We start from the raw sequence: 20,554 nt of genomic DNA, 5'->3' as shown, positions 1-20,554 counted from the left end.
GTCCGCCGAGTTCGGTCACTCGACGACGCGCTGCGGCCTAGCATGGGTGGGATGAGCCCGAGTCTGGATGATCTGCCCCTCAGAGACGATCTGAGAGGCCTCACCCCGTACGGTGCCCCTCAGGCGCCGCTCCCGGTCGCGCTGAACGTCAACGAGAACACGCATCCGGTTCCCGAAGAGGTCGCCGACGACATCCTGGATGCCGTCGCCCGTGCCCTGCGAGATGTCAACCGCTATCCCGATCGAGAGTTCACCCACCTGCGCGAGTCCTTCGCCGAGTACCTGGGCCACGGTCTCACGGCGGATCGGATCTGGGCTGCGAACGGATCGAACGAGGTGCTGCAGCACCTGCTCCAGGCCTTCGGCGGACCGGGCCGCACCGCGATGGGCTTCGGCCCCACCTACTCGATGTACCCGCTGCTGACGCGCGCTACCGGCGCGCAGTACGTCGGGGGGACGCGTGCGCCCGACTTCACGCTCGACGCCGCTTCCGCCGCAGCGCAGGTCGCCGATCTGCGGCCCGACGTCGTCTTCCTCTGCGCCCCGAACAACCCGACCGGCACACCTCTCGGTCTCGACGTCATCGAGGCGGTCTACGAGGCGACCGACGGCATCGTGATCGTCGACGAGGCCTACCAGGAGTTCGCGCCGCGCGAGAGCTCTTCCGCTCTGACGCTTCTCGGAGGTCGCGAACGGCTCGTCGTGTCGCGCACGATGAGCAAGGCGTTCGCGTTCGCCGGCGCGCGCGTGGGCTACCTCGCGGCCGACGCCACGCTGATCGACGCCCTGCGTCTCGTGCGCCTGCCGTACCACCTGAGCGGTCTGACGCAGGCGGCGGCGACCGCTGCGCTGTCGCACTCGTCGACGATGCTGCGCATGGTCGACGAGATCGTCGCGCAGCGAGACCGGATGTCGGCGACGCTCGACGCACTCGGCTACCGCGCCTACGAGAGCTGGACGAACTTCGTCCTGTTCGACGGCGTCGACGATCCGCAGCGCACGTGGCAGGCGCTGTACGACCGCGGCATCCTCGTGCGCGACGTGGGCATCCCGCGCAGTCTGCGTGTCAGCGCCGGTACGGAAGACGAGACGACCGCCTTCCTCGAGGCACTGGCCTCGATAGACTCGGAGGCATGACCAGCCCCCGAACGGCCAGCATCCGTCGCGCCACGAGCGAGTCGAGCGTCGAGCTCGAGCTCGACCTCGACGGCACCGGGAGCAGCACGATCGAGACGACCGTGCCGTTCTTCGACCACCTGCTGACGGCGTTCGCGAAGCACTCGCTCACCGACCTCACCGTGCGCGCGACGGGCGACACGCACATCGACGCGCACCACACGGTCGAGGACGTCGCGATCGTGCTGGGGCAGGCGCTGCGTTCCGCCCTGGGCGACAAGTCGGGCATCTCCCGCTACGGTGACGCGCTCGTTCCGCTCGACGAAGCGCTCGCGCAGGCGGTCGTCGACATCTCCGGGCGCCCCTATCTCGTCCACACGGGCGAGCCCGAGGGGTACGAGTACCACCTCATCGGCGGACACTTCACCGGGTCGCTCGTGCGGCACACGTTCGAGGCCATCGCGTTCAACGCCGGCCTGACGATGCACGTCACGGTGCTGGGCGGGCGCGACCCCCACCACATCGCGGAGGCGGAGTACAAGGCGTTCGCGCGCGCGTTCCGACAGGCCAAGGCGCTCGATCCGCTCGTCCACGGCATCCCCAGCACGAAGGGCGCCCTATGACCGAGGGCGACGCGACCGGGGGCGACGCGACCGGGAGGGCGCCGCTCGTCGCTGTGCTCGACTACGGGTCGGGCAACGTCCACTCGGCGGTGAAGGCTCTGTCGGCCGCAGGTGCCGACGCCCGCCTGACGTCGGATCGCGGCCTGATCCGCGACGCCGACGGGCTCCTGGTGCCGGGAGTCGGTGCGTTCAGCGCCGTCATGTCGGCCCTCCGATCGAGCCGGGGTGACGAGATCATCGAGCGCCGTCTGGCCGGCGGTCGTCCGGTCCTGGGTATCTGCGTCGGGATGCAGATCATGTTCGGCAACGGCGTCGAGCGCGGTGACGACACCCCGGGCCTCGGGCAGTGGCCGGGCACCGTCACCGAGCTGCAGGCACCCGTGCTGCCCCACATGGGCTGGAACACCGTGCGAGCAGGGGCGGGGTCGACTCTGTTCGACGGACTGGAGGACGAAAGGTTCTACTTCGTCCACTCGTATGGCGCACAGGACTGGACGCTCGAAGTCATGAAGCCGTTCGCCGAGCCCGTGCTGACGTGGTGCGACTACGGCAGACCGTTCCTCGCGGCGGTCGAGAACGGGCCGCTCTCGGCCACGCAGTTCCACCCCGAGAAGTCGGGCGCAGCCGGCATCCGACTCCTCGCCAATTGGATCGGCGCCCTGCCGCGCCACTAGTCTCCCTCTGGTGCGTTCGCATGGACGAGCGCGCATCCCGACACCTCTGGAATGTGATGAACGACTTCGCGTCCACCCCCGAACTGATCCTCCTGCCCGCCGTCGACGTCGCCGACGGGAAGGCCGTGCGCCTCACCCAGGGTGAGGCCGGCAGCGAGACGACCTACGGCGATCCCGTCGATGCCGCCCTCGCCTGGGCCAAGCAAGGCGCGCAGTGGATCCATCTCGTCGACCTCGACGCAGCCTTCGGCCGAGGCAACAACACCTCCGTGCTCCGCAAGGTCATCAAGCAGGTCAAGGGCGTGCAGATCGAGCTGTCGGGCGGCATCCGCGACGACGCGACGCTCGAGGCCGCGCTCGAGAGCGGGGCGACGCGCATCAACCTCGGCACCGCCGCGCTCGAGAACCCGGAGTGGGCCGCCGACGTCATCGGACGCTACGGCGACGCGATCGCGGTCGGACTCGACGTCCGCGGCACGACGCTCGCCGCGCGCGGCTGGACGCGCGACGGCGGCGACCTGTGGGACGTTCTCGAGCGGCTCGAGGACGCCGGCTGCAGCCGCTACGTCGTCACCGATGTGACGAAGGACGGCACGCTGCAGGGGCCGAACATCGAGCTGCTGCGCGAGATCACCTCCCGCACGCCGAAGCCGGTCGTCGCATCGGGCGGCATCTCGAGCCTCGACGACATCGCCGCGCTGCGCGAGCTCGTGCCGCTCGGGGTCGAGGGCGCGATCGTCGGCAAGGCTCTCTATGCCGGCGCTTTCACGCTGGCCGAGGCGCTGGATGTCGCCGGAGACTGACGACGGCTGCGGCCATGCGGCCGATTCGGCTGGGGTCCCCTGGGAGGGGCGCAGCTTCGAGTCGAACCCGCACGCCGGTGACGACGGCTCCGCCGATCCCGCTCTGCTCGCCGCCCTCGAGGCGTTCCGCGCCGGCACGGGCGATGCGGTCGCGGTCGTCGAGGCGTATCGCGCTGCGCGCCTGCTGATCCCGCTCGTCCCCGAGAAGGGCGACGACGGAGTCGGGCCCACGGGATTGCGCGTCGACAAGACGCAGGAGCTGTCGATCGTCACGGTCGCCGCCCCCGATGGTCGTCGGGTGCTGCCGGTGTTCACCTCGGTCGCGGCGCTGGGGCGGTGGGATGCCGTCGCCCGACCGGTCCCGGCCGACGGTGTGCGCACGGCGATGGCCGCGGCGTCCGACGACACCGATCTGATCGTGATCGATCCGGGCTCCGAGACGGAGTTCGTGCTGCGGCGACCTGCCGTCTGGGCGATCGGGCAGGGCTTGGCCTGGGAGCCGGCTCCCACCTCGCCCGAGGTCTTCACCGCTCTTCAGGCGAGCATCGGGGGCGAGCTCGCGGTGCTCGACCTGTCGGTCGCGGCGGGGGATCCCGACGCACGGATGCGCGGCCCCGAGCTGATCGTCCGGCTTCACCTCATCGACGGACTGGATGCCGCCGAACTCGACGCCGTGCTGTCGCGACTGGCGTCGCGATGGGCCGCCGACGACCGCATCGCGGTGCTCGTCGACTCGCTGACCGTCAAGCTCGTCCGAGCCTCCTGACGGAGGTTCCGGGCCCGGGGTGACCGAGCCCGAAGCGGCCTCAGTTGACGGGGCCGGTGAACTTCTCGCCGGGGCCCTTGCCGATCGGGTCGGGGATCGTGGATGCCTCGCGGAAGGCGAGCTGCAGCGAGCGCAGGCCGTCACGCAGCGACCGTGCGTGCATGTCGCTGATCTCGGGGGCACCGGCGGTGATGAGGCCGGCGAGGGCATTGATGAGCTTCCGCGCCTCGTCGAGGTCGAGCTGCGTGGCGGGGTCGTCGGCGAGTCCGACCTTGACCGCGGCTGCGCTCATGAGATGCACGGCGGCGGTCGTGATGACCTCGACGGCGGGAACGTCGGCGATGTCGCGGGTGGCTGCCGAGGCGGCGCGCTCCTGCTCCTCCCACCGCTGGCGACGAGCCTCGTCGTCGGTGGAAGTGATGTTGTCGGCGGGGTTCGTGTCCACGTGTCGCTCTCTGCTAGACTGTGCGGGCACCGGAGTGTTCTACTCCGGATCGAAAGAGGATCACATCCCACCCGCGCTTGCCGTTCCAGGCTACCGGGTCATGCACTCCGCTCCGTCCGTTTCACCGCGGCCGGAGTAGCCAGGGTGCGGAACACGAATGCCGACGCACGTGCGTCGTGCGGGGTGGATGCGATGCTCTTCCGCCCGGGTGGCGTCCTCGCTTCCCGGTGGCCACCACCGCACGAACAGGAGTTCCGCACATCAGCGATCCCCGCACCAACGACCGCATCCGCGTCCCCGAGGTTCGCCTCGTCGGCCCCGCTGGAGAGCAGGTCGGCGTCGTCCGTATCGAGGTCGCCCTGCGTCTGGCGCAGGAGGCCGAGCTCGACCTCGTCGAGGTCGCCCCGAACTCGAAGCCGCCCGTGGTCAAGATCATGGACTACGGCAAGTTCAAGTACGAAGCGGCTCAGAAGGCCAAGGAAACGCGTCGCAATCAGGCCAACACGGTCCTCAAGGAGGTCCGGTTCCGTCTGAAGATCGAGGCGCACGACTACATCACCAAGCTCAAGCGCGCCGAGGGCTTCCTCCAGGCGGGCGACAAGGTGAAGGCGATGATCCTGTTCCGCGGTCGCGAGCAGTCGCGTCCCGAGCAGGGTGTGCGCCTGCTCCGCAAGTTCGCCGAGGACGTCGCCGAGCTCGGCACCGTCGAGTCGAACCCGACGATCGACGGCCGCAACATGGTGATGGTCATCGCGCCGCACAAGAACAAGTCCGAGGTGAAGACCGAGCAGAACGCCCAGCGTGCCGCCAACAAGGAGGCAGCGCGTCAGGCCCGCTCCGGTGACGCGCCCGAGACCGAAGACGCCGCTCCCGCGTCGGCGGAGTAGCCCCCAGACTCCCGCCTCGCGGGATACACAACGAAGGAAGAGACATGCCGAAGCAGAAGACCCACTCGGGTGCCAAGAAGCGCTTCAAGGTCACCGGCAGCGGAAAGATCAAGAAGCAGCAGGCGAACCTCCGCCACAACTTCGAAGGCAAGCCCACCAAGCGCACGCGCCGTCTGTCGGCCGACAAGATCCTGGCTCCCGGCGACGCAAAGGTCGCCAAGAAGCTCCTCGGCATCTGAGCGCTGCTGCGCACGAATAGGAAACAAACGAAATGGCTAGAGTCAAGCGGGCCGTAAACGCCCACAAGAAGCGTCGCGTCATCCTCGAGCGCGCGTCCGGTTACCGCGGACAGCGTTCGCGCCTGTACCGCAAGGCGAAGGAGCAGGTCACCCACTCGCTCGTCTACGCGTACCGTGACCGTCGCAAGCGTAAGGGCGACTTCCGTCGTCTGTGGATCCAGCGCATCAACGCCGCTGCCCGTCAGAACGGCATCACCTACAACCGCTTCATCCAGGGCCTCGGCCTCGCGGGTGTGCAGGTCGACCGTCGTATGCTCGCCGAGCTCGCGGTGAACGAGCCTGCCGTCTTCGCGTCGCTCGTGGCGACGGCCAAGGGCGCTCTGCCCGCCGACGTCAACGCGCCCAAGGCCTGATCGGGTCTTCGCGTTCCACGCACCGCACGAAGGGGCGTCCTCCGAGAGGAGGGCGCCCCTTCGCCGTATGCTGAAAACGTGCTCGAGAACCCCCGGTCGCCCCGCGTGCGCGCCGTCGCCAAACTGACCAAGCGCAGTGCGCGTCAGGAGACCGGTCTCTTCCTGCTCGAGGGCCCTCAGGCCGCGCGCGAGGCCTTGGCCTACCGAGCCGACACGCTCGTCGAGATCTTCGCGACGCCGAGCGCGATCGAGCGGCATCCCGAGCTGGCCGCGAGCGCCGAGAAAGCCGGCGTCGCCGTCGTCTCGGCGAGCGAGGCCGTGCTCGAGGCGATGGCCGACACGGTCACCCCGCAGGGCATCGTGGCCGTCGCGCGTCAGTCGCCGTCGTCGCTCGACGACATCTTCGCCACACGGCCCCGACTCGTTGCGATCTGCGAAGAGGTGCGAGACCCCGGCAACCTCGGCACGATCATCCGGGCGGCGGATGCGGCGGGCGCGGATGCCGTCGTGCTGACGGGTCGCACCGTCGACCCCTACAACCCCAAGGTGGTGCGCTCGACCACAGGGTCGCTGTTCCACCTTCCGATCGCGCTCGGTGTCGAGCTCGACGCCGCCGTCGAACAGGCCCATGCTGCCGGACTGCGGGTCGTGGCCGCCGATGTGAAGGGCGAGGAGTTCCTCGAGCACCGCGTGACCCTCGCCGATCCGACCGCGTGGCTGTTCGGGAACGAGGCGCGCGGACTGGCCGACGAGGCCCTGGCCCGGGCCGACCTCGCCCTGCGCCTGCCTATCTACGGCGCCGCCGAGTCGCTCAACCTCGCCACCGCCGCGAGCGTCTGCCTGTACGAGACCGCGTTCGCCCAGCGCGCCGGCTGACCCGGTCTTCCACCGGTCGAGTCGCCGGAAAGTGTGGGTCCGGCCCGCGCGGCATCCGCAGTTCATGGCGACTCGATGGATGCGGATGGGCGCGCCGTGTATTCCGATTTTGTTACAGATCGGTGACTCGACGGGTTCGCGGCCGCCTCGGGCGGGGGAGTGCTCTTAGTGTGAACTCTTATGACGACTCCCGAAAACCCGGCGCCCCCGACGTCGAACATCTCGGTGCGCCGCGGCGACCCGCTCGTGGTGATCGAGGGCGTGCAGAAGCACTACGGCTCGTTCCAGGCTCTGAAGGACATCGATCTGACCGTCAACCGCGGCGAGGTCGTCGTGGTCATCGGTCCGTCGGGCTCGGGCAAGTCGACCCTCTGCCGCACGATCAACCGCCTCGAGACGATCAGCGAGGGCACGATCACGATCGACGGCGAGAAGCTGCCCTCCGAGGGCAAGGCTCTCGCGGCGCTTCGCGCCGACGTCGGGATGGTCTTCCAGTCGTTCAACCTCTTCGCCCACCTGACGATCCTCGAGAACGTCACGCTCGGCCCCATCAAGGTCAAGGGCATGAAGAAGGCCGAGGCGGACAAGCTCGCCCGTGAGCTGCTCGACCGCGTCGGCGTGGGCCACCAGGCCGACAAGCTGCCGGCGCAGCTGTCGGGCGGCCAGCAGCAGCGCGTCGCGATCGCCCGTGCGCTCGCGATGAAGCCGAAGGTCATGCTCTTCGACGAGCCCACGAGCGCGCTCGACCCGGAGATGATCAACGAGGTCCTCGACGTCATGGTCGGCCTCGCGCAGGACGGCATGACGATGATCGTCGTCACGCACGAGATGGGCTTCGCCCGCAAAGCCGCCGATCGCGTCGTGTTCATGGCCGACGGCCAGATCGTCGAAGAGGCCGTTCCCGAGCAGTTCTTCACGGCGCCCCGGAGCGACCGTGCCAAGGACTTCCTCTCCAAGCTCATCACCCACTGAGACCACCGACCTCCGCGCTCTGCACCGGGCGCGGATGCCCCAACCAGGAGGACCACATGCGCAAGACACGAATCACCGGCGCCTTCGCCGGTGTCGCCATCGCTGCGATCGCTCTGACCGGCTGCAACAGCGGCTCGCCCACCTCGCCCGGCGGCGCCGCCACCGGTGACGGCGGCGACAGCAACGAGGCCCTGTGGGAGGTCGCCTCCGACGTCTCGCTCGAGGGCAGCCCGACGTTCGACGCCATCCAGTCCCGCGACAAGGTGATCGTCGGCGTCAAGGAGGACCAGCCCGGTCTCGGCTTCCTCGACGCGACGACGGGTGAGCGCAGCGGCTTCGACGTCGACATCGCCCGCTGGATCGCGGCGTCCCTCGGCTACGACGAGGACAAGATCGAGTTCAAGGCGATCGCATCGGCCAACCGTGAGCAGGCCATCGTCAACGGCGACGTCGACTACTACGTCGGCACCTACTCGATCACCGACTCGCGCAAGCAGCAGATCGACTTCGCCGGTCCGTACTTCATCACGGGCCAGGGCCTGCTCGTCGCCGCCGACAGCGACATCGCGAGCGAGGACGACCTGAACGAGAACACACGCGTGTGCTCGGCGACCGGTTCGACGCCGATCCAGAACATCAAGGCGAACTACCCCGAGGTTCCGACCGAGGAGTTCGACCTGTACTCCGCATGCGTCGACGCGCTCATCAACGGCACCGTCGACGCCGTCACGACCGACCAGGCGATCCTGATCGGCTACGCGGCGCAGTACCCCGACGAGATCAAGGTCGTCGGCGAGCCCTTCAGCGAGGAGAAGTACGGCGTCGGCCTGCGCAAGGGCGACGACGCGTTCCGCGCGCACATCAACGAGCTGCTGACCGACGGCGGCGACGTGTGGCAGGGCATCTTCGACAAGAACCTCGGTCAGTCCGGCATCACGGTCGAGCAGCCCGCGGTCGACGCGTACTGAGTCGCACTGACACCATGACCACGGGGCGGGGGCGCACGCGTCCCCGCCCCGCACCACCCAAGGAGACGATGTGGGCGTCATCACCGACAACCTCGACCTCTGGGGCGAGGCGATCCGCAACACGCTGTTGCTGTTCTTCGCCGGCGGAGCGATCGCCCTGGTCCTCGGCACCCTGATCGGCGCGATGCGCGTATCGCCGATCCCGGTGGCGCGCGCCTTCGGCACGGTCTACGTCAACACCATCCGCAACACCCCGCTGACGCTCGTCTTCTTCTTCTTCGCGTTCGGCTACCCGCAGCTCGACCTGCCGAACCCCGGCTTCACGGTGCTCGGCATCTGGGCGCTCGGAATCTACACCGCGACCTACGTCGCGGAGGTCATTCGCGCCGGCATCAACACGGTGCCGGTCGGTCAGGCGGAGGCGGCCCGGGCGATCGGCCTGACGTTCGGGCAGGTCATGACTCTCGTCGTGATGCCGCAGGCGTTCCGGTCGGTCGTGCCGCCGATGATGAGCGTCTTCATCGCGCTGCTGAAGAACACCACCGTCGCCGCCGGATTCTCCGTCGTCGAGCTCGGTGCCATCCGCTCCAACCTGAGTGAGCGGGGCGAGAACGCCCTGACGGTCCTGCTCTGGGTCGCCGTCGTCTTCGTCGCTCTGGTGCTGGTGCTCAGCGCCGTGCAGCGACGACTCGAGAACAAGTGGAGGATCGCGCGATGACTTCCGTCCTGTACGACGTCCCGGGGCCCCGCGCGATCCTGCGCAACCGCATCCTCGGTGTCGTCACGATCCTCCTGGTCGCCGCGGCGATCGGCTTCATCGTCTTCCGCTTCGCGGTGAGCGGGCAGTTCTCCGCTGACAAGTGGTACATCTTCACGTTCAGCAACGTGTGGCTGGGCATCATGAAGGCGCTCGGCAACACCCTCGCCGCTTTCGGTCTCGCAGCGGTCGGTGCGCTGGCGCTCGGATTCGTGCTCGCGATCGGGCGACTGTCGGATCACGCATGGGTCCGGATTCCCTTCGGCGTCGTCATCGAGGCCTTCCGCGCCGTGCCGGTGCTGATCTTCATGATGCTGATGTACTACGGCCTGCCGACCCTCGGCATCCGTGTCGAGCCGTACTGGGCCGTCGTCATCGCGCTGGTCGCGTACAACGGCTCGGTGCTCGCCGAGGCCCTCCGTGCCGGCATCGAGTCTCTGCCGCGCGGGCAGAAGGAGGCCGGTTACGCGATCGGCCTCCGCAAGAGCGGAGTCATGCGCCTCGTCCTGCTGCCGCAGGCCGTGCGTGCGATGCTCCCCGTCATCGTCGCGCAGCTCGTCGTGACGCTGAAGGACACCGCGCTCGGCTTCATCATCACCTACCCCGAGCTGCTGTACTACGCCAAGCAGCTGACCTCGCAGCCGGGACGCCCGATCCTGCAGTCGGGCATCGTCATCGGTGCGATCTACATCGTCATGTGCCTGCTGCTGTCGTGGTTCGCGAGCTTCCTCGAGAAGCGTCTCTCGCGTTCGCCGCGCACCCCGGGTGGCGGAGCTTCCGCGGTCGACCCGCTGCATCACCCGGTGGCGCCCACTACTGACACGCAGCTGATCGCTGCGCAGGCCGCCACCGACGGTGCGACGGGCAACGAGGGCGGGGGACTCGCCGGCTTCCCACGTCGCGGCTGATCCCACAGCACCTGCTTCACCCCGACGGGCCCCTCACGCGAAAGCGGAGGGGCCCGTCGCCGGTAGACTCGACTCCCGTGTCCGACGCACCCGAGATCACCCCTGACGCGGTCGCCGCGGCGGTGGATGCGGCCCTCGCCGCCATCGCCGACGCTGCCTCGACCGCCGAGCTGAAGTCAGCCCGCAACGCCCACACCGCCGAGGGGTCGCCGCTCGCGCGCCTCAACGCGCAGCTGCGGTCGGTGCCCAACGAGAAGAAGGCCGAGTTCGGCAAGCTCGTGGGCCAGGCGCGCGGCCGTGTCACCCAGGCCCTCGCCGCCCGCGAGGACGAGCTCGCCGCCGCGGAGACGGCCGCCAAGCTCGAGGCCGAGGCGCTCGACGTCACCGCCATCGCCCCGCGCGGGCGCGTCGGGGCGCGGCATCCGATCTCGCTCCTGCAGGAGGAGGTCGCCGACCTCTTCGTCGGGATGGGCTGGGAGATCGCCGAGGGGCCCGAGCTCGAGCACGAGTGGTTCAACTTCGACTCGCTCAACTTCGACGTCGACCACCCTGCGCGCCAGATGCAGGACACGTTCTTCGTCGACCCCGTCGCGCGGCACCTCGTCATGCGCACGCAGACGAGCCCCGTGCAGATGCGGTCGATGCTCGAGCGCGACATCCCGATCTACGTGCTGTCGCCCGGCCGGGTGTTCCGCACCGACGAGTACGACGCGACCCACCTGCCGGTGTTCACGCAGTTCGAGGGACTCGTCGTCGACAAGGGCATCACGATGGCGCACCTCAAGGGCACCCTCGACCACGCGGCACGTGAGCTGTTCGGCCCCGAGGCGAAGACGCGGTTCCGCACCAACTACTTCCCGTTCACCGAGCCGAGCGCCGAGCTCGACCTATGGCACCCGACCTTCGCCGGCGGTGCTCGCTGGATCGAATGGGGCGGCTGCGGCATGGTGAACCCCAACGTGCTCCGCGCCGCGGGCATCGACCCCGAGGTGTACTCCGGGTTCGCCTTCGGCATGGGCATCGAGCGGACGCTGATGTTCCGCTCCGACGTGAAGGACATGCGCGACATGGCCGAGGGCGATGTGCGCTTCAGCGAGCAGTTCGGGATGGTGGTCTGATGCGCGTTCCGCTCTCGTGGCTGCGTGAGTACGTCGAGGTGCCGGCGGATGCCGCACCGGAAGACATTCTCGCGGCACTGGTGTCGGTCGGCTTCGAGGAGGAGGACGTCCACGGCTTCGACCTGACGGGTCCGATCGTCGTGGGACGGGTGGTCTCGTTCGAACCCGAGCCGCAGTCCAACGGCAAGACGATCCGCTGGTGCCAGGTCGACGTCGGCGAGGCCAACGGGGGTATCCGCGGCATCGTCTGCGGCGCCTCGAACTTCTTCGAGGGCGACAAGGTCGTCGTGACGCTCCCCGGCGCCGTGCTGCCGGGACCGTTCCCGATCGCGGCACGCAAGACGTACGGTCATGTCTCCGACGGCATGATCGCCTCGGCCAAGGAGCTGGGGCTCGGTGACGAGCACTCGGGCATCCTGCGCCTGACCGAGCTGGGTCTCGACAGCGATGAGGATGCGCCGGTCGGCGCCGACGCGATCGCGCTGCTCGGCCTCGACGACGCCGCGATCGACGTCAACGTCACTCCCGACCGCGGCTACGCGCTGTCGGTGCGCGGCATCGCACGCGAGTACTCCCACGCCACCGGTGCAGCCTTCCGCGACCCGGGCGTGCGTGACTTCGAGGAGCTCGAGCATCCGGCGACGGGCTTCGACGTCGCCGTGGACGATCAGGCGCCGATTCGCGACCGGGTCGGTGCGAGCGAGTTCGCGGTGCGTGTCGTCTCGGGTGTCGACCCCTCGCGTCCGACGCCGCCGTGGATGGTCGCGCGCCTCTCGCTCGCCGGCATCCGCTCGCTGGGCATCCTCATCGACATCACGAACTACGTGATGGTCGAGCTGGGCAACCCGATCCACGGCTACGACCTCGACAAGCTGACCGGCGGCATCACCGTGCGTCGTGCGACGCCGGGGGAGAAGCTCACGACGCTCGACGGCAAGGAGCGCACCCTCGACGGTGAAGACCTCCTCATCACCGACGAGTCGGGCCCGATCGGCCTCGCCGGCGTCATGGGAGGTGGCACGACCGAGATGACCGACGCGACGCGGAACGTGCTCATCGAGGCCGCGATCTTCGACACCGTCACGATCGCCCGCACCGCGCGTCGGCACAAGCTGCCGAGCGAGGCGTCGCGTCGCTTCGAGCGAGGCGTGGACCCGCTGCTGCCCTTCGTCGCCGCGCGCCGCGTCGCCGACCTCATGGTCGAGCTCGCCGGGGGCACGCTCGAGCCTGTCGGCGGTGCACTGTTCAGCGAGGTCTTCCTCGAGGCGATCGACCTGCCGCGCGGCTTCGTCGCGGGGCTCATCGGCGTCGACTACACCGATCACGAGGTCGTCTCCGCGCTCGAGACGATCGGCGCAGAAGTATCGGAGACGGATGCCGGTTACGAGGTCATCCCGCCGTCGTGGCGTCCCGATCTCACCGACAAGTGGACTCTCGCCGAAGAGGTCGCCCGGATCCACGGGCTCGACCGGGTGCCGTCGGTGCTGCCGACCGCTCCCTCCGGCCGTGGCCTGACGGATGCGCAGAAGGGTCGTCGTCGCGTCTCGAACGCGCTCGCGGCCGCGGGCTTCGTCGAGACCCCGTCGTTCCCGTTCACGACGCACGACAGCAACGACCTGCATGGCTCCGCCTCGGGCGAAGAGCTGCCGTCGATCAAGATCGCGAACCCGCTCGACGGGCAGGCGCCCTACCTGCGCCGCTCGCTCGTGCCGGGACTGCTCCAGGTCGCGCACCGCAACGTCTCGCGCGGGCTGACCGATCTCGCGCTCTTCGAGGTCGGCGCCGTCTTCCTGCCCGAGCCGGGAGTGCAGTACGGCACCGCGACGGTTCCGCCGCTCGCCGCCCGCCCCGATGACGCGACCCTCGCCGAGCTCCACGCGTCGATCCCGCCGCAGCCGCGTCACGTCGCGGTTCTCGTCGCCGGGAACGTCGCACCGAAGACGCCGGGCCATGTTGCGATCGCGGCCGACCTGAGCGACGTGTTCGCCGCCGTCGCCGCGATCGCCTCGGCAGCCGGGGTCGACATCGAGATCTCCCAGACCCGGCGTGCCGCGCTGCATCCGGGTCGCGCCGCCGCGCTCACCGTGGGGGGTATCGAGGTCGGGTACGCCGGGGAACTGCATCCCGAGGTCTCGGCCGCAGCCGATCTGTCGGGCCGCGTGCTCGTCGCCGAGGTCGACCTCGATGCGATCCTCGCCGGCACGGGTGAGCGGGTCGTCGTCGCCTCGTTGTCGGGTTACCCGGCGGCGACGCAGGACGTCTCGCTCGTCGTGCCGGCTGATGTGACGGCAGGGGCGCTCGCCTCGGCCCTGTCCGAGGGCGCGGGTGTCTTGCTCGAGTCGCTCCGTCTCGTCGACGACTACCGCGGGGCAGGCGTGCCGGAGGGCTCGAAGAGCCTGACGTTCGCACTGCGTTTCCGCGCCGACGACCGCACCCTGACGGCGGCGGAGGCGAGCGAGGCCAAGCTCGCGGGAGTCGCCGTCGCTGCCGAGCGCTTCGGTGCCGTCATCCGCGACTGACGCTGCGTATCGGGCGCAGTTCCGAACGTCGAGCGCGGGTTCATGCGCGCCTCACGTTCGGAACTGCGCCTGACGCGTGCCCGGCTCAGCGCGAGCCCCAGTTCCACGCCGGAACGTCGAGAAGGCCCTGACCGCGCACGATCGTCTCGGCGTCGGAGCGCTGCAACTCGACGCGCGCCGGCTCGGGCAGAGCGTCGACGAGGGCATCGGCATGCGAGACGGTGATGACCTGAGTGCGTTCGGATGCCGTGCGTACCAGCGATGCCAGCGGACCCAGGAGCGAGGGATGCAGGCTCGCCTCGGGCTCGTTGAGTACGAGCAGCGGGGCCGGGCGCGCAGGCAGCAGCGCGGCGCAGAGCAGCAGGTACCGCAGCGTGCCGTCCGAGAGCTCGGCCGCGTCGAGAGACCGCAGCAGCCCGGGTTGTTCGATCGTCAGCCGGAACAGACCGTCGGAGGTCACGACGCGCACGCGGCTGCCCGGGAAGGCATCGTCGACCGCTCGGGCGAGCGCTGGGCCGTGCCCGGCATCGACGATCGTCGCCCAGGTGGCGGCGAGGTTCGCGCCGTCGTGCGCGAGGGTGTGGCTGCGGGTGCCCACCTGCGGCTGGCGTGCGGGCGCGTCGAGGTCGACCCGGAAGTGGTCGTAGAAGCGCCAGGCGGTCATCCCGCGCCGAAGCGTCAACAGCTCGGGGGCGGTGTCGCCCTCGGCGAGGTCGGTGACGATGCTCTCGTACGGTGCCAGCTGCTGGTCGAGCATGGTCCACGAGTGCTCTCGCACCCGCGTCAGCTGCCGGGTGCGATCGATGAGCAGCGTCGATGGCTTGGCGACGGTGCCGGCGAAGACCTGTTCGCGCTTGATCTCGGGGTCGCGGGCGAACGGACTGGTCTGATCGCCCTGAGGGATGCCGAGATCGATGAGGTATCCCAGCTCGTCGGACGCGTAGCCGAGCTGAACCGCGATCGGCCCGCGTCGCACGGTTCCCTGGCCGCCGCCGTTCTCGGGTCCCGCCCACAGCACCGACGGCAGACCGCCCTCCCGGGCGAGCGCCCCGACGATGTCGCCCTGCGCGGCCGCGGCCAGCAGGCGCAAGGCGCGGTAGAGGTTCGACTTGCCCGAACCGTTGGGGCCGGTGACGACGGTGAGGTCGCCGAGCGGCACCACGACATCGCGGAGCGAACGGTATCCCGATACAGCCAGAGTGCGCAGCATCCCTTCACTCTGGCATCCGCTTCTGACACCGCCGCCCGCTTCCCGATAGTGTCGGGGCCGTGAGCGAGATCCCAGCCAGCGTCACCCCATCGTCCCCGGCGGCTGATGCCGCCCCCGCCCTCGAGCTGCACGGCCTGGTCAAGAGGTTCGGCGAGAAGGTCGCCGTCGACGGCATCGACCTCGTCGTTCCGAGCGGGTCGTTCTACGGCCTCGTCGGTCCGAACGGCGCGGGCAAGACCACGAGCCTCTCGATGGCCACGGGCCTGCTGCGCCCGGATGCCGGCACCGCCCGTGTCCACGGCATCGACGTATGGCGCGACCCGGTGGCCGCGAAGCGCACGATCGGCAACCTCGCCGACGGTGTGCGGCTCTTCGACCGCCTCACGGGAGAACAGCTCATCACCTACACCGCGATGATGTTCGGGCTGCCGCGCCCCGAGATCGCGCCGCGCGTGTCGGACCTGCTCGACCTCATGGACCTGCGCGCCGCGGCCGGGACCATCGTCGCCGACTACTCCGCCGGTATGACCAAGAAGGTCGCGCTCGCCTGCGCCCTCGTGCACGCCCCGCGTCTGCTGGTGCTCGACGAGCCGTTCGAGTCGGTCGACCCGGTGTCTGCCGCGAACATCGAGGACGTCCTGCGCAGCTACACGACCTCGGGCGGCTCGGTGATCGTCTCGAGCCACTCCATGGATCTCGTCCAGCGCATGTGCGACCACGTCGCCGTCATCGCCGCCGGCCGGGTGCTGGCCGCGGGCACCATCGACGAGGTGCGCGCCGGTGAGAGCCTGCAGGACCGTTTCGTCTCGCTCGTGGGCGGACGCCACCAGTCGGAGGGACCGCAGTGGTTGCGACAGTCCTGAAGCTGCGTTATCGCGTTCTCGGGAACACGCTCGCTCGGCGGCCCTGGCAGCTGGTCGGCTTCATCCTCGGGTCGCTGTGGGGGCTCGGTATCCTCGGCGGTCTGGTCACGGCGCTCATCGCGCTGTCGATCTTCCAGAACCTCGAAGTGGCGACCGTGGTCTCCGTCCTCGGCGGCTCGGCGCTGATCCTCGGCTGGCTCGTCGGTCCGATCATCATCGCGGGGCTCGACAGCACCGTCGACGCCGTGCGCCTCGCGCCGTTCCCGCTGACGCGCCGCCAAGTCATGCTCGCTCTCGCGGGCACCGGGCTCACCGGCATCCCTGGGATCGTCACCACCGTCGCCGCCCTCGCGACGCTCATCGTCTGGGTGCGCTGGCCGGTCGCTGCGGTCGTCGCGGTTCCCACCGTCCTGCTCGGCGTGCTGACCTGCGTGCTGGCGTCGCGTCTGATGGGCGAGCTGTCGGGTGGCATGGGCGGTCGCCGATCGCGCGAGATCATCGGCACCGTCGTGCTCGTCGTGCTCATCATGACCGGCCCCATCCTGACGGGCGTCGCGGCGCTGCTCGACCAGGCGGGCGGTGATCTCTGGACGCGTATCCAGCAGGCGGCCGGCATCCTCGCCTGGACCCCGCTCGGTGCCGCCTGGTCGGTCGCCCCCAGCGTCGCGGCGGGGCAATGGCTGCCCGCTCTCGCGAGCACGGCGATCGCCATCGCGACCCTCGTCGTGCTGTGGATCGTGTGGGACCGCGTCATCGAGACCGCCGTGTCGTCGCCGCGTCAGCGCGCGACCCGCGCGGTCGCGGCCGGAAAGCTCGGCCTGTTCGGCGTCATGCCGACCGGTGGTGTCGGTGCGACGTGGGCGCGGTCGCTCTCGGGATGGCTGCGCGACCCGCGCTACCTCCGTCAGCTCATCGTCATCCCGCTGTTCCCGGTGCTGTTCGCCTTCACGGGCGGAACGGACGGGTTCATGTTCCTGATCTCGCCCGTCCTGGCTGCGCTCGTGATGGCGGCGGTCGGCTACGCCGACGTCTCGTTCGACGGGACGGCATTCGGCACGACCCTCGCCACGGGCATCTCGGGCCGCGCCGACCGCCTCGGGCGTCTGCTCGGGGCCGCGTGCGTCGGCATCCCGCTCATCCTCGTCATCGCGGTCGCGACGGCCGTGGTCGCGGGCGACGCGGCGCACCTGCCCGCCGTCCTCGGCGCGGCGCTCGGCGTGCTGCTGGCCGGATACGGCGCGTGCGCTGTGTCGTCGGCGCTCATCGTCACGCCCGTGCCCGCGCCCGGTGACAGCCCGTTCAAGAGCACGCCGGGCCAGAACTCCATCGTCGGCTTGCTGGTGTTCGTCGTATGGGCCGCGGTGATCGCGCTGTCGCTGCCGGCTATCGTTCCCGCGATCGTGAACGCCGTCACGGGAGATGCGATGTGGGGCTGGATCGCGCTGGCCGTCGGTGTCGTCTTCGGTGCCGTGGTCGCGATCGTCGGCGTCCTCGTCGGCGGGCGGACACTCGAGCGGACGGGCCCCGACCTGCTCGTGCGCATCAAGTCGTTCCCCACCTGATCTACGCGGGATCCTGCCGGGGGCCGCTCGCGATCAGCGGTAGCGGCGGCCCTCGTCGCGTCGGTACAGCCACACGACGAGGGCTCCCAGCGCGACCGTCCACGCGATGACGCCGAGCACCGCCCACAGCGGCACCTCGGACCCCGTCGCGACGCCGACCACGATCTCTCGCGCCTGACGGATCGGCAGAGCCGACGATGCGGTGTCGAGCCATGCGGGGAACAGCTGCGGGGGCAGGAACAGGCCACCGCCGAAAGCCAGCAGGAACAGCGCGACCTGCGTGACGGCGATGGCCGCCTTCGGGCCTGTCGTGAGACCGATGATCGCGCCGATGAGCATCGGCGGCAGCGCCGTCGCGATCACGAGCACGATGGCCGCGAGCAACCGGAGCGGTTCGGGGCGCGCGCTCGTGAAGATCCCGCCGACGACGAGCAGCGGCAGCATCGCGACGGTCGCGATCGCGAGGGTCGCGAGGATGAGGGCGCCGATGCGGGCGAGCGGGCTTCCGGGGAGCGTACGCAGGTACGGCGTCCACGGCTTCGAGCGCTGCTCGGCGAGTTCGAGGCCGACGGAGAACAGCCCCGACGACATGAAGGCGAACACCACCATCGAACAGACAGCGGCTGTCGCGACGGTGCTGTCGGCCACAACCGCCCCCTGCGGCAGCACGAAGAGGCAGAACGCGAGGGTGGGGAAGACAACCGACCCGATGACGGCGATCGGAACCCGTGCGGTCTCGACGAGGTTGTACTTGGTCGCGGTGAGAGTGAGCGAGAGCGTGGACATCAGGCGGCCTTGTCGGTGTGTGCGGACGTGGAGGTCAGGGTGAGGAACGCCTCTTCGAGGGTCGCCCCGCGCACCGTGAGGTCGGCGAAGGGGAGACCGGCGGCGACGAGCGAGCGGACGAGAGCGTCGGAGTCGGCGACGACGGCGGTGACGGTGCCGTCAGAGGCCGTGTCGTCCAACGCGGTGCCGTGAGAGACGGTGACGGATGCCTCGGGGTCGAGGCGCCGGATGTCGTCTGCCGAGACACCGCGCAGGGTGACGCGGCGACGCGAGACGCTCGACACGACAGCCGCGAGCGTGTCGTCGGTGCGCACGACGCCGTCGTCGATGACGACGACGCGCTGGGCGAGCTGCTCGATCTCTTCGAGGTGGTGGCTCGTGACTACCACGGCGCATCCGGCGGCGTGCCGGGCGCGGACGGCATCCCAGAGGGCTCGTCGGGCGTCGACGTCGAGACCGGTCGTGGGCTCGTCGAGCAGCACGAGGTCGGGATCGCCGACGAATGCCAGCGCAACGGCGACCCGGCGCTGTTGGCCGCCCGACAGTGCGCCGCACTGCTGGCGCAGCAGTGGGCCGAGATCGAACTCGTCGACGATGCGGCTGCGGGGCGAGGGATGAGGGAAGTGCGCCGCGACGAAGTCGAGGACCTCGCCCACGCGCAAGGCGTCGGGCAGGGCCGTCGCCTGGGGCGTCGAGCCGAGCCGCACGCGGGATGACGCGGCGCGCGGGTCGCCGCCGAACAGGCGCACTTCGCCGCTCGTCGGCGTTCGCAAGCCCTCGACGAGCGAGAGCAGCGTCGTCTTGCCGGCGCCGTTCGGGCCCAGCAGGCCGACGCATTCGCCGGCGTGGATGTCGAGGGTCACCCCGGCCAGCGCGGTCACGTCGCCGAAACGCTTCACGAGGTCGCGGGTGCTGATGAGGGCGGTCATGATCCTCCTCCGAGGAGATCGAGCAGGTGGGTGCGATAGGTGCGGAACGCGGCACGCCCGGCGGGCGTCAGCGCAACGTAGGTCACGGGCTTCCGGCCCGCGAAGGCCTTCGCGGTCTCGACGTATCCGGCAGCCTCGAGCTTCGCGAGGTGCGTGGTGAGGTTGCCCGCGGTCATCCCGAGCAGTTTCTGCAGCACGGGAAAGGTCACTTCGTCGCCGTCGGCGAGAGCCTCGTTCAGCGCCGTCACGATGCGCAGGCGGGCGGGGGCGTGGATCACCGGGTCGAGCTCGGTCATCGGCTGCCTTCTGCCGGGATGACGCCGCGAAGCATCAGGGTCGCGACGACGAGCATGGCGAACGGCCCGACCGTCGCGTAGACGAGGTAGTTGGTGGGGGAGCCCGCGTACGACGCGATGATCGCGGTGGCGATCATGATGACACCGAGCGCGTACTGGACGGGCGAGCGCCAGAGCGCACCGCCGGCGAGGTAGAGCACGCCGACCAGCAGGACGAAGATCGCGGGGGAGAGCACCGCCATCACCGCGGCATCCGCGCCCGTGCGCTGCACCGCACCGACCAGGAGTCCGGCGCCGAACATCGACAGCGACCACGCCCAGCCGTACATGGCTCCGGCCAGGCGCGACGGTCCGCGCACGCCGATACCCGAGCGGATGCCGGCCACACCGGACACGACGATGCCCGCCACGAGCACCACGCCGAAGACGATCCACGCGGGCGTCGTCGGGATGCGGAACCACGGATTCCCACCGCCGCTCGCCGCGCTCCAGATGGCTCCGAACCCGATGATCCACGCCGCCGCCCAGGTGATGAGCATCACGGCGTAGTTGCGGTTGACCCAGTGCGCGGTGCGCCGGCGCTGGTCCTGCATGAGGGCGAGCATCGCCGCCGGGTCGGCCTGCTGCTCGTCATCCATCGAATCGTGCTCCATGCAAATCACTTTGCATTGCAAACTTGACGCCGTCAACTCGGCATCCCGTTCCCGTTCCCGTCGCCTCGCCGCATCGGGCGCACTTCGGCGGGATAGGCGCAGTTCGAACCGCGCTCGACAGGCGCAACTGCGCCCCACGCCACGCGCGTCGCCCGCAGGGGATTTGGCGGA

General features: G+C 69.7%; 23 protein-coding genes. 17 read left to right on the top strand and 6 right to left on the bottom strand.

Annotation, left to right across the window (positions count from 1 at the left end; translation table 11 throughout):
- Positions 1 to 51: 51 nt before the first annotated feature.
- Genes DEU36_RS04450 through DEU36_RS04430 form a run of 5 tightly spaced genes read left to right on the top strand, consistent with a single transcriptional unit; the run spans position 52 to position 3,982 of the window.
- Positions 52 to 1,137, top strand: a complete 1,086-nt coding sequence (locus tag DEU36_RS04450) for a histidinol-phosphate transaminase (RefSeq protein WP_120263095.1) — start codon at positions 52 to 54, stop codon at positions 1,135 to 1,137.
- Positions 1,134 to 1,739, top strand: coding sequence for an imidazoleglycerol-phosphate dehydratase HisB (hisB, locus tag DEU36_RS04445; protein WP_120263094.1), 606 nt, complete (start codon positions 1,134 to 1,136; stop codon positions 1,737 to 1,739). The genes DEU36_RS04450 and hisB overlap by 4 nt, the downstream gene beginning before the upstream one ends.
- On the top strand, positions 1,736 to 2,413 hold the full coding sequence (hisH, locus tag DEU36_RS04440; protein ID WP_120263093.1) for an imidazole glycerol phosphate synthase subunit HisH: 678 nt from the start codon (positions 1,736 to 1,738) through the stop codon (positions 2,411 to 2,413). Before hisB ends, hisH begins: the two co-directional genes overlap by 4 nt.
- 56 nt (positions 2,414 to 2,469) lie before the next feature.
- Positions 2,470 to 3,216 carry a bifunctional 1-(5-phosphoribosyl)-5-((5-phosphoribosylamino)methylideneamino)imidazole-4-carboxamide isomerase/phosphoribosylanthranilate isomerase PriA gene (priA, locus tag DEU36_RS04435; RefSeq protein WP_120263092.1) on the top strand — a complete coding sequence of 249 codons (747 nt, stop codon included), beginning with the start codon at positions 2,470 to 2,472 and terminating at the stop codon, positions 3,214 to 3,216.
- Positions 3,200 to 3,982 (top strand): SseB family protein, encoded by a 783-nt coding sequence (locus DEU36_RS04430; RefSeq protein WP_120263091.1) that lies wholly within the window; start codon positions 3,200 to 3,202, stop codon positions 3,980 to 3,982. The genes priA and DEU36_RS04430 overlap by 17 nt, the downstream gene beginning before the upstream one ends.
- Before the next feature lie 40 nt (positions 3,983 to 4,022).
- Here DEU36_RS04430 and DEU36_RS04425 read toward each other — a convergent pair whose 3' ends face one another.
- Entirely contained in the window at positions 4,023 to 4,427 is a 405-nt protein-coding gene (locus tag DEU36_RS04425) for a DUF1844 domain-containing protein (protein WP_259455210.1), read from the bottom strand.
- A 227-nt stretch (positions 4,428 to 4,654) separates the two neighbouring features.
- Here DEU36_RS04425 and infC point away from each other — a divergent pair, with 227 nt between their 5' ends.
- The 10 genes from infC to pheT all read left to right on the top strand — a co-directional run bounded on the left by infC (position 4,655) and on the right by pheT (position 14,084).
- The gene (gene infC, locus DEU36_RS04420) at positions 4,655 to 5,314 is read left to right on the top strand and encodes a translation initiation factor IF-3 (RefSeq protein ID WP_259455209.1); all 660 of its coding nucleotides are present in this window, start codon (positions 4,655 to 4,657) and stop codon (positions 5,312 to 5,314) included.
- Positions 5,315 to 5,358: 44 nt separating this feature from the next.
- Positions 5,359 to 5,553 (top strand): 50S ribosomal protein L35, encoded by a 195-nt coding sequence (gene rpmI, locus DEU36_RS04415; protein ID WP_005048908.1) that lies wholly within the window; start codon positions 5,359 to 5,361, stop codon positions 5,551 to 5,553.
- 32 nt (positions 5,554 to 5,585) lie between these two features.
- The gene (gene rplT, locus DEU36_RS04410; RefSeq protein WP_023951735.1) at positions 5,586 to 5,966 is read left to right on the top strand and encodes a 50S ribosomal protein L20; all 381 of its coding nucleotides are present in this window, start codon (positions 5,586 to 5,588) and stop codon (positions 5,964 to 5,966) included.
- A 78-nt stretch (positions 5,967 to 6,044) separates the two neighbouring features.
- On the top strand, positions 6,045 to 6,842 hold the full coding sequence (locus tag DEU36_RS04405; protein WP_120263090.1) for an RNA methyltransferase: 798 nt from the start codon (positions 6,045 to 6,047) through the stop codon (positions 6,840 to 6,842).
- Positions 6,843 to 7,022: 180 nt separating this feature from the next.
- Positions 7,023 to 7,814 carry an amino acid ABC transporter ATP-binding protein gene (locus tag DEU36_RS04400; protein WP_094262001.1) on the top strand — a complete coding sequence of 264 codons (792 nt, stop codon included), beginning with the start codon at positions 7,023 to 7,025 and terminating at the stop codon, positions 7,812 to 7,814.
- A gap of 56 nt (positions 7,815 to 7,870) precedes the next feature.
- The gene (locus DEU36_RS04395; protein ID WP_120263089.1) at positions 7,871 to 8,782 is read left to right on the top strand and encodes a glutamate ABC transporter substrate-binding protein; all 912 of its coding nucleotides are present in this window, start codon (positions 7,871 to 7,873) and stop codon (positions 8,780 to 8,782) included.
- Positions 8,783 to 8,852: 70 nt separating this feature from the next.
- The gene (locus DEU36_RS04390; RefSeq protein WP_120263088.1) at positions 8,853 to 9,500 is read left to right on the top strand and encodes an amino acid ABC transporter permease; all 648 of its coding nucleotides are present in this window, start codon (positions 8,853 to 8,855) and stop codon (positions 9,498 to 9,500) included.
- Positions 9,497 to 10,447: an amino acid ABC transporter permease gene (locus DEU36_RS04385; protein ID WP_120264353.1), complete on the top strand. Its 951-nt coding sequence runs from the start codon at positions 9,497 to 9,499 to the stop codon at positions 10,445 to 10,447. Before DEU36_RS04390 ends, DEU36_RS04385 begins: the two co-directional genes overlap by 4 nt.
- 77 nt (positions 10,448 to 10,524) lie before the next feature.
- A complete protein-coding gene (gene pheS / locus DEU36_RS04380; RefSeq protein ID WP_120263087.1) occupies positions 10,525 to 11,565 on the top strand; it encodes a phenylalanine--tRNA ligase subunit alpha in 1,041 nt (346 codons plus the stop codon).
- The gene (gene pheT / locus DEU36_RS04375; protein ID WP_120263086.1) at positions 11,565 to 14,084 is read left to right on the top strand and encodes a phenylalanine--tRNA ligase subunit beta; all 2,520 of its coding nucleotides are present in this window, start codon (positions 11,565 to 11,567) and stop codon (positions 14,082 to 14,084) included. Before pheS ends, pheT begins: the two co-directional genes overlap by 1 nt.
- 85 nt (positions 14,085 to 14,169) lie before the next feature.
- Here the strand turns inward: pheT and DEU36_RS04370 are convergent, their stop codons facing one another.
- On the bottom strand, positions 14,170 to 15,294 hold the full coding sequence (locus tag DEU36_RS04370; protein ID WP_120263085.1) for an AAA family ATPase: 1,125 nt from the start codon (positions 15,292 to 15,294) through the stop codon (positions 14,170 to 14,172).
- Positions 15,295 to 15,353: 59 nt separating this feature from the next.
- On the opposite strand from DEU36_RS04370, the gene DEU36_RS04365 reads away from it, so the two are divergent.
- Both DEU36_RS04365 and DEU36_RS04360 read left to right on the top strand, forming a co-directional pair.
- On the top strand, positions 15,354 to 16,157 hold the full coding sequence (locus tag DEU36_RS04365; RefSeq protein WP_259455208.1) for an ABC transporter ATP-binding protein: 804 nt from the start codon (positions 15,354 to 15,356) through the stop codon (positions 16,155 to 16,157).
- A complete protein-coding gene (locus DEU36_RS04360; protein ID WP_120263084.1) occupies positions 16,139 to 17,719 on the top strand; it encodes a hypothetical protein in 1,581 nt (526 codons plus the stop codon). The genes DEU36_RS04365 and DEU36_RS04360 overlap by 19 nt, the downstream gene beginning before the upstream one ends.
- A gap of 33 nt (positions 17,720 to 17,752) precedes the next feature.
- Here the strand turns inward: DEU36_RS04360 and DEU36_RS04355 are convergent, their stop codons facing one another.
- From DEU36_RS04355 to DEU36_RS04340, 4 genes are read right to left on the bottom strand one after another with little or no spacing between them, the layout of a single operon-like run.
- The gene (locus tag DEU36_RS04355) at positions 17,753 to 18,505 is read right to left on the bottom strand and encodes an ABC transporter permease (RefSeq protein ID WP_120263083.1); all 753 of its coding nucleotides are present in this window, start codon (positions 18,503 to 18,505) and stop codon (positions 17,753 to 17,755) included.
- Positions 18,505 to 19,434 carry an ABC transporter ATP-binding protein gene (locus DEU36_RS04350; protein ID WP_120263082.1) on the bottom strand — a complete coding sequence of 310 codons (930 nt, stop codon included), beginning with the start codon at positions 19,432 to 19,434 and terminating at the stop codon, positions 18,505 to 18,507. Before DEU36_RS04350 ends, DEU36_RS04355 begins: the two co-directional genes overlap by 1 nt.
- Entirely contained in the window at positions 19,431 to 19,730 is a 300-nt protein-coding gene (locus DEU36_RS04345) for a transcriptional regulator (protein ID WP_071918345.1), read from the bottom strand. Before DEU36_RS04345 ends, DEU36_RS04350 begins: the two co-directional genes overlap by 4 nt.
- Positions 19,727 to 20,383 carry a hypothetical protein gene (locus DEU36_RS04340; RefSeq protein ID WP_147374362.1) on the bottom strand — a complete coding sequence of 219 codons (657 nt, stop codon included), beginning with the start codon at positions 20,381 to 20,383 and terminating at the stop codon, positions 19,727 to 19,729. Before DEU36_RS04340 ends, DEU36_RS04345 begins: the two co-directional genes overlap by 4 nt.
- Positions 20,384 to 20,554: the final 171 nt, after the last annotated feature.

This window comes from Microbacterium sp. AG238 (assembly GCF_003610405.1).
Classification (GTDB): domain Bacteria; phylum Actinomycetota; class Actinomycetes; order Actinomycetales; family Microbacteriaceae; genus Microbacterium.
This window is presented reverse-complemented; position numbering and strand designations above follow the sequence as displayed.

Excerpts from the sequence above, each read along its gene's own strand:
- DEU36_RS04450 (WP_120263095.1), top strand. The coding sequence starts at position 52 with ATGAGCCCGAGTCTGGATGATCTGCCCCTCAGAGACGATCTGAGAGGC.
- hisB (WP_120263094.1), top strand. The coding sequence starts at position 1,134 with ATGACCAGCCCCCGAACGGCCAGCATCCGTCGCGCCACGAGCGAGTCG.
- hisH (WP_120263093.1), top strand. The coding sequence starts at position 1,736 with ATGACCGAGGGCGACGCGACCGGGGGCGACGCGACCGGGAGGGCGCCG.
- priA (WP_120263092.1), top strand. The coding sequence starts at position 2,470 with ATGAACGACTTCGCGTCCACCCCCGAACTGATCCTCCTGCCCGCCGTC.
- DEU36_RS04430 (WP_120263091.1), top strand. The coding sequence starts at position 3,200 with ATGTCGCCGGAGACTGACGACGGCTGCGGCCATGCGGCCGATTCGGCT.
- rpmI (WP_005048908.1), top strand. The coding sequence starts at position 5,359 with ATGCCGAAGCAGAAGACCCACTCGGGTGCCAAGAAGCGCTTCAAGGTC.
- rplT (WP_023951735.1), top strand. The coding sequence starts at position 5,586 with ATGGCTAGAGTCAAGCGGGCCGTAAACGCCCACAAGAAGCGTCGCGTC.
- DEU36_RS04400 (WP_094262001.1), top strand. The coding sequence starts at position 7,023 with ATGACGACTCCCGAAAACCCGGCGCCCCCGACGTCGAACATCTCGGTG.
- DEU36_RS04395 (WP_120263089.1), top strand. The coding sequence starts at position 7,871 with ATGCGCAAGACACGAATCACCGGCGCCTTCGCCGGTGTCGCCATCGCT.
- DEU36_RS04385 (WP_120264353.1), top strand. The coding sequence starts at position 9,497 with ATGACTTCCGTCCTGTACGACGTCCCGGGGCCCCGCGCGATCCTGCGC.
- pheT (WP_120263086.1), top strand. The coding sequence starts at position 11,565 with ATGCGCGTTCCGCTCTCGTGGCTGCGTGAGTACGTCGAGGTGCCGGCG.
- DEU36_RS04370 (WP_120263085.1), bottom strand. The coding sequence starts at position 15,294 with ATGCTGCGCACTCTGGCTGTATCGGGATACCGTTCGCTCCGCGATGTC.
- DEU36_RS04355 (WP_120263083.1), bottom strand. The coding sequence starts at position 18,505 with ATGTCCACGCTCTCGCTCACTCTCACCGCGACCAAGTACAACCTCGTC.
- DEU36_RS04350 (WP_120263082.1), bottom strand. The coding sequence starts at position 19,434 with ATGACCGCCCTCATCAGCACCCGCGACCTCGTGAAGCGTTTCGGCGAC.
- DEU36_RS04345 (WP_071918345.1), bottom strand. The coding sequence starts at position 19,730 with ATGACCGAGCTCGACCCGGTGATCCACGCCCCCGCCCGCCTGCGCATC.
- DEU36_RS04340 (WP_147374362.1), bottom strand. The coding sequence starts at position 20,383 with ATGGAGCACGATTCGATGGATGACGAGCAGCAGGCCGACCCGGCGGCG.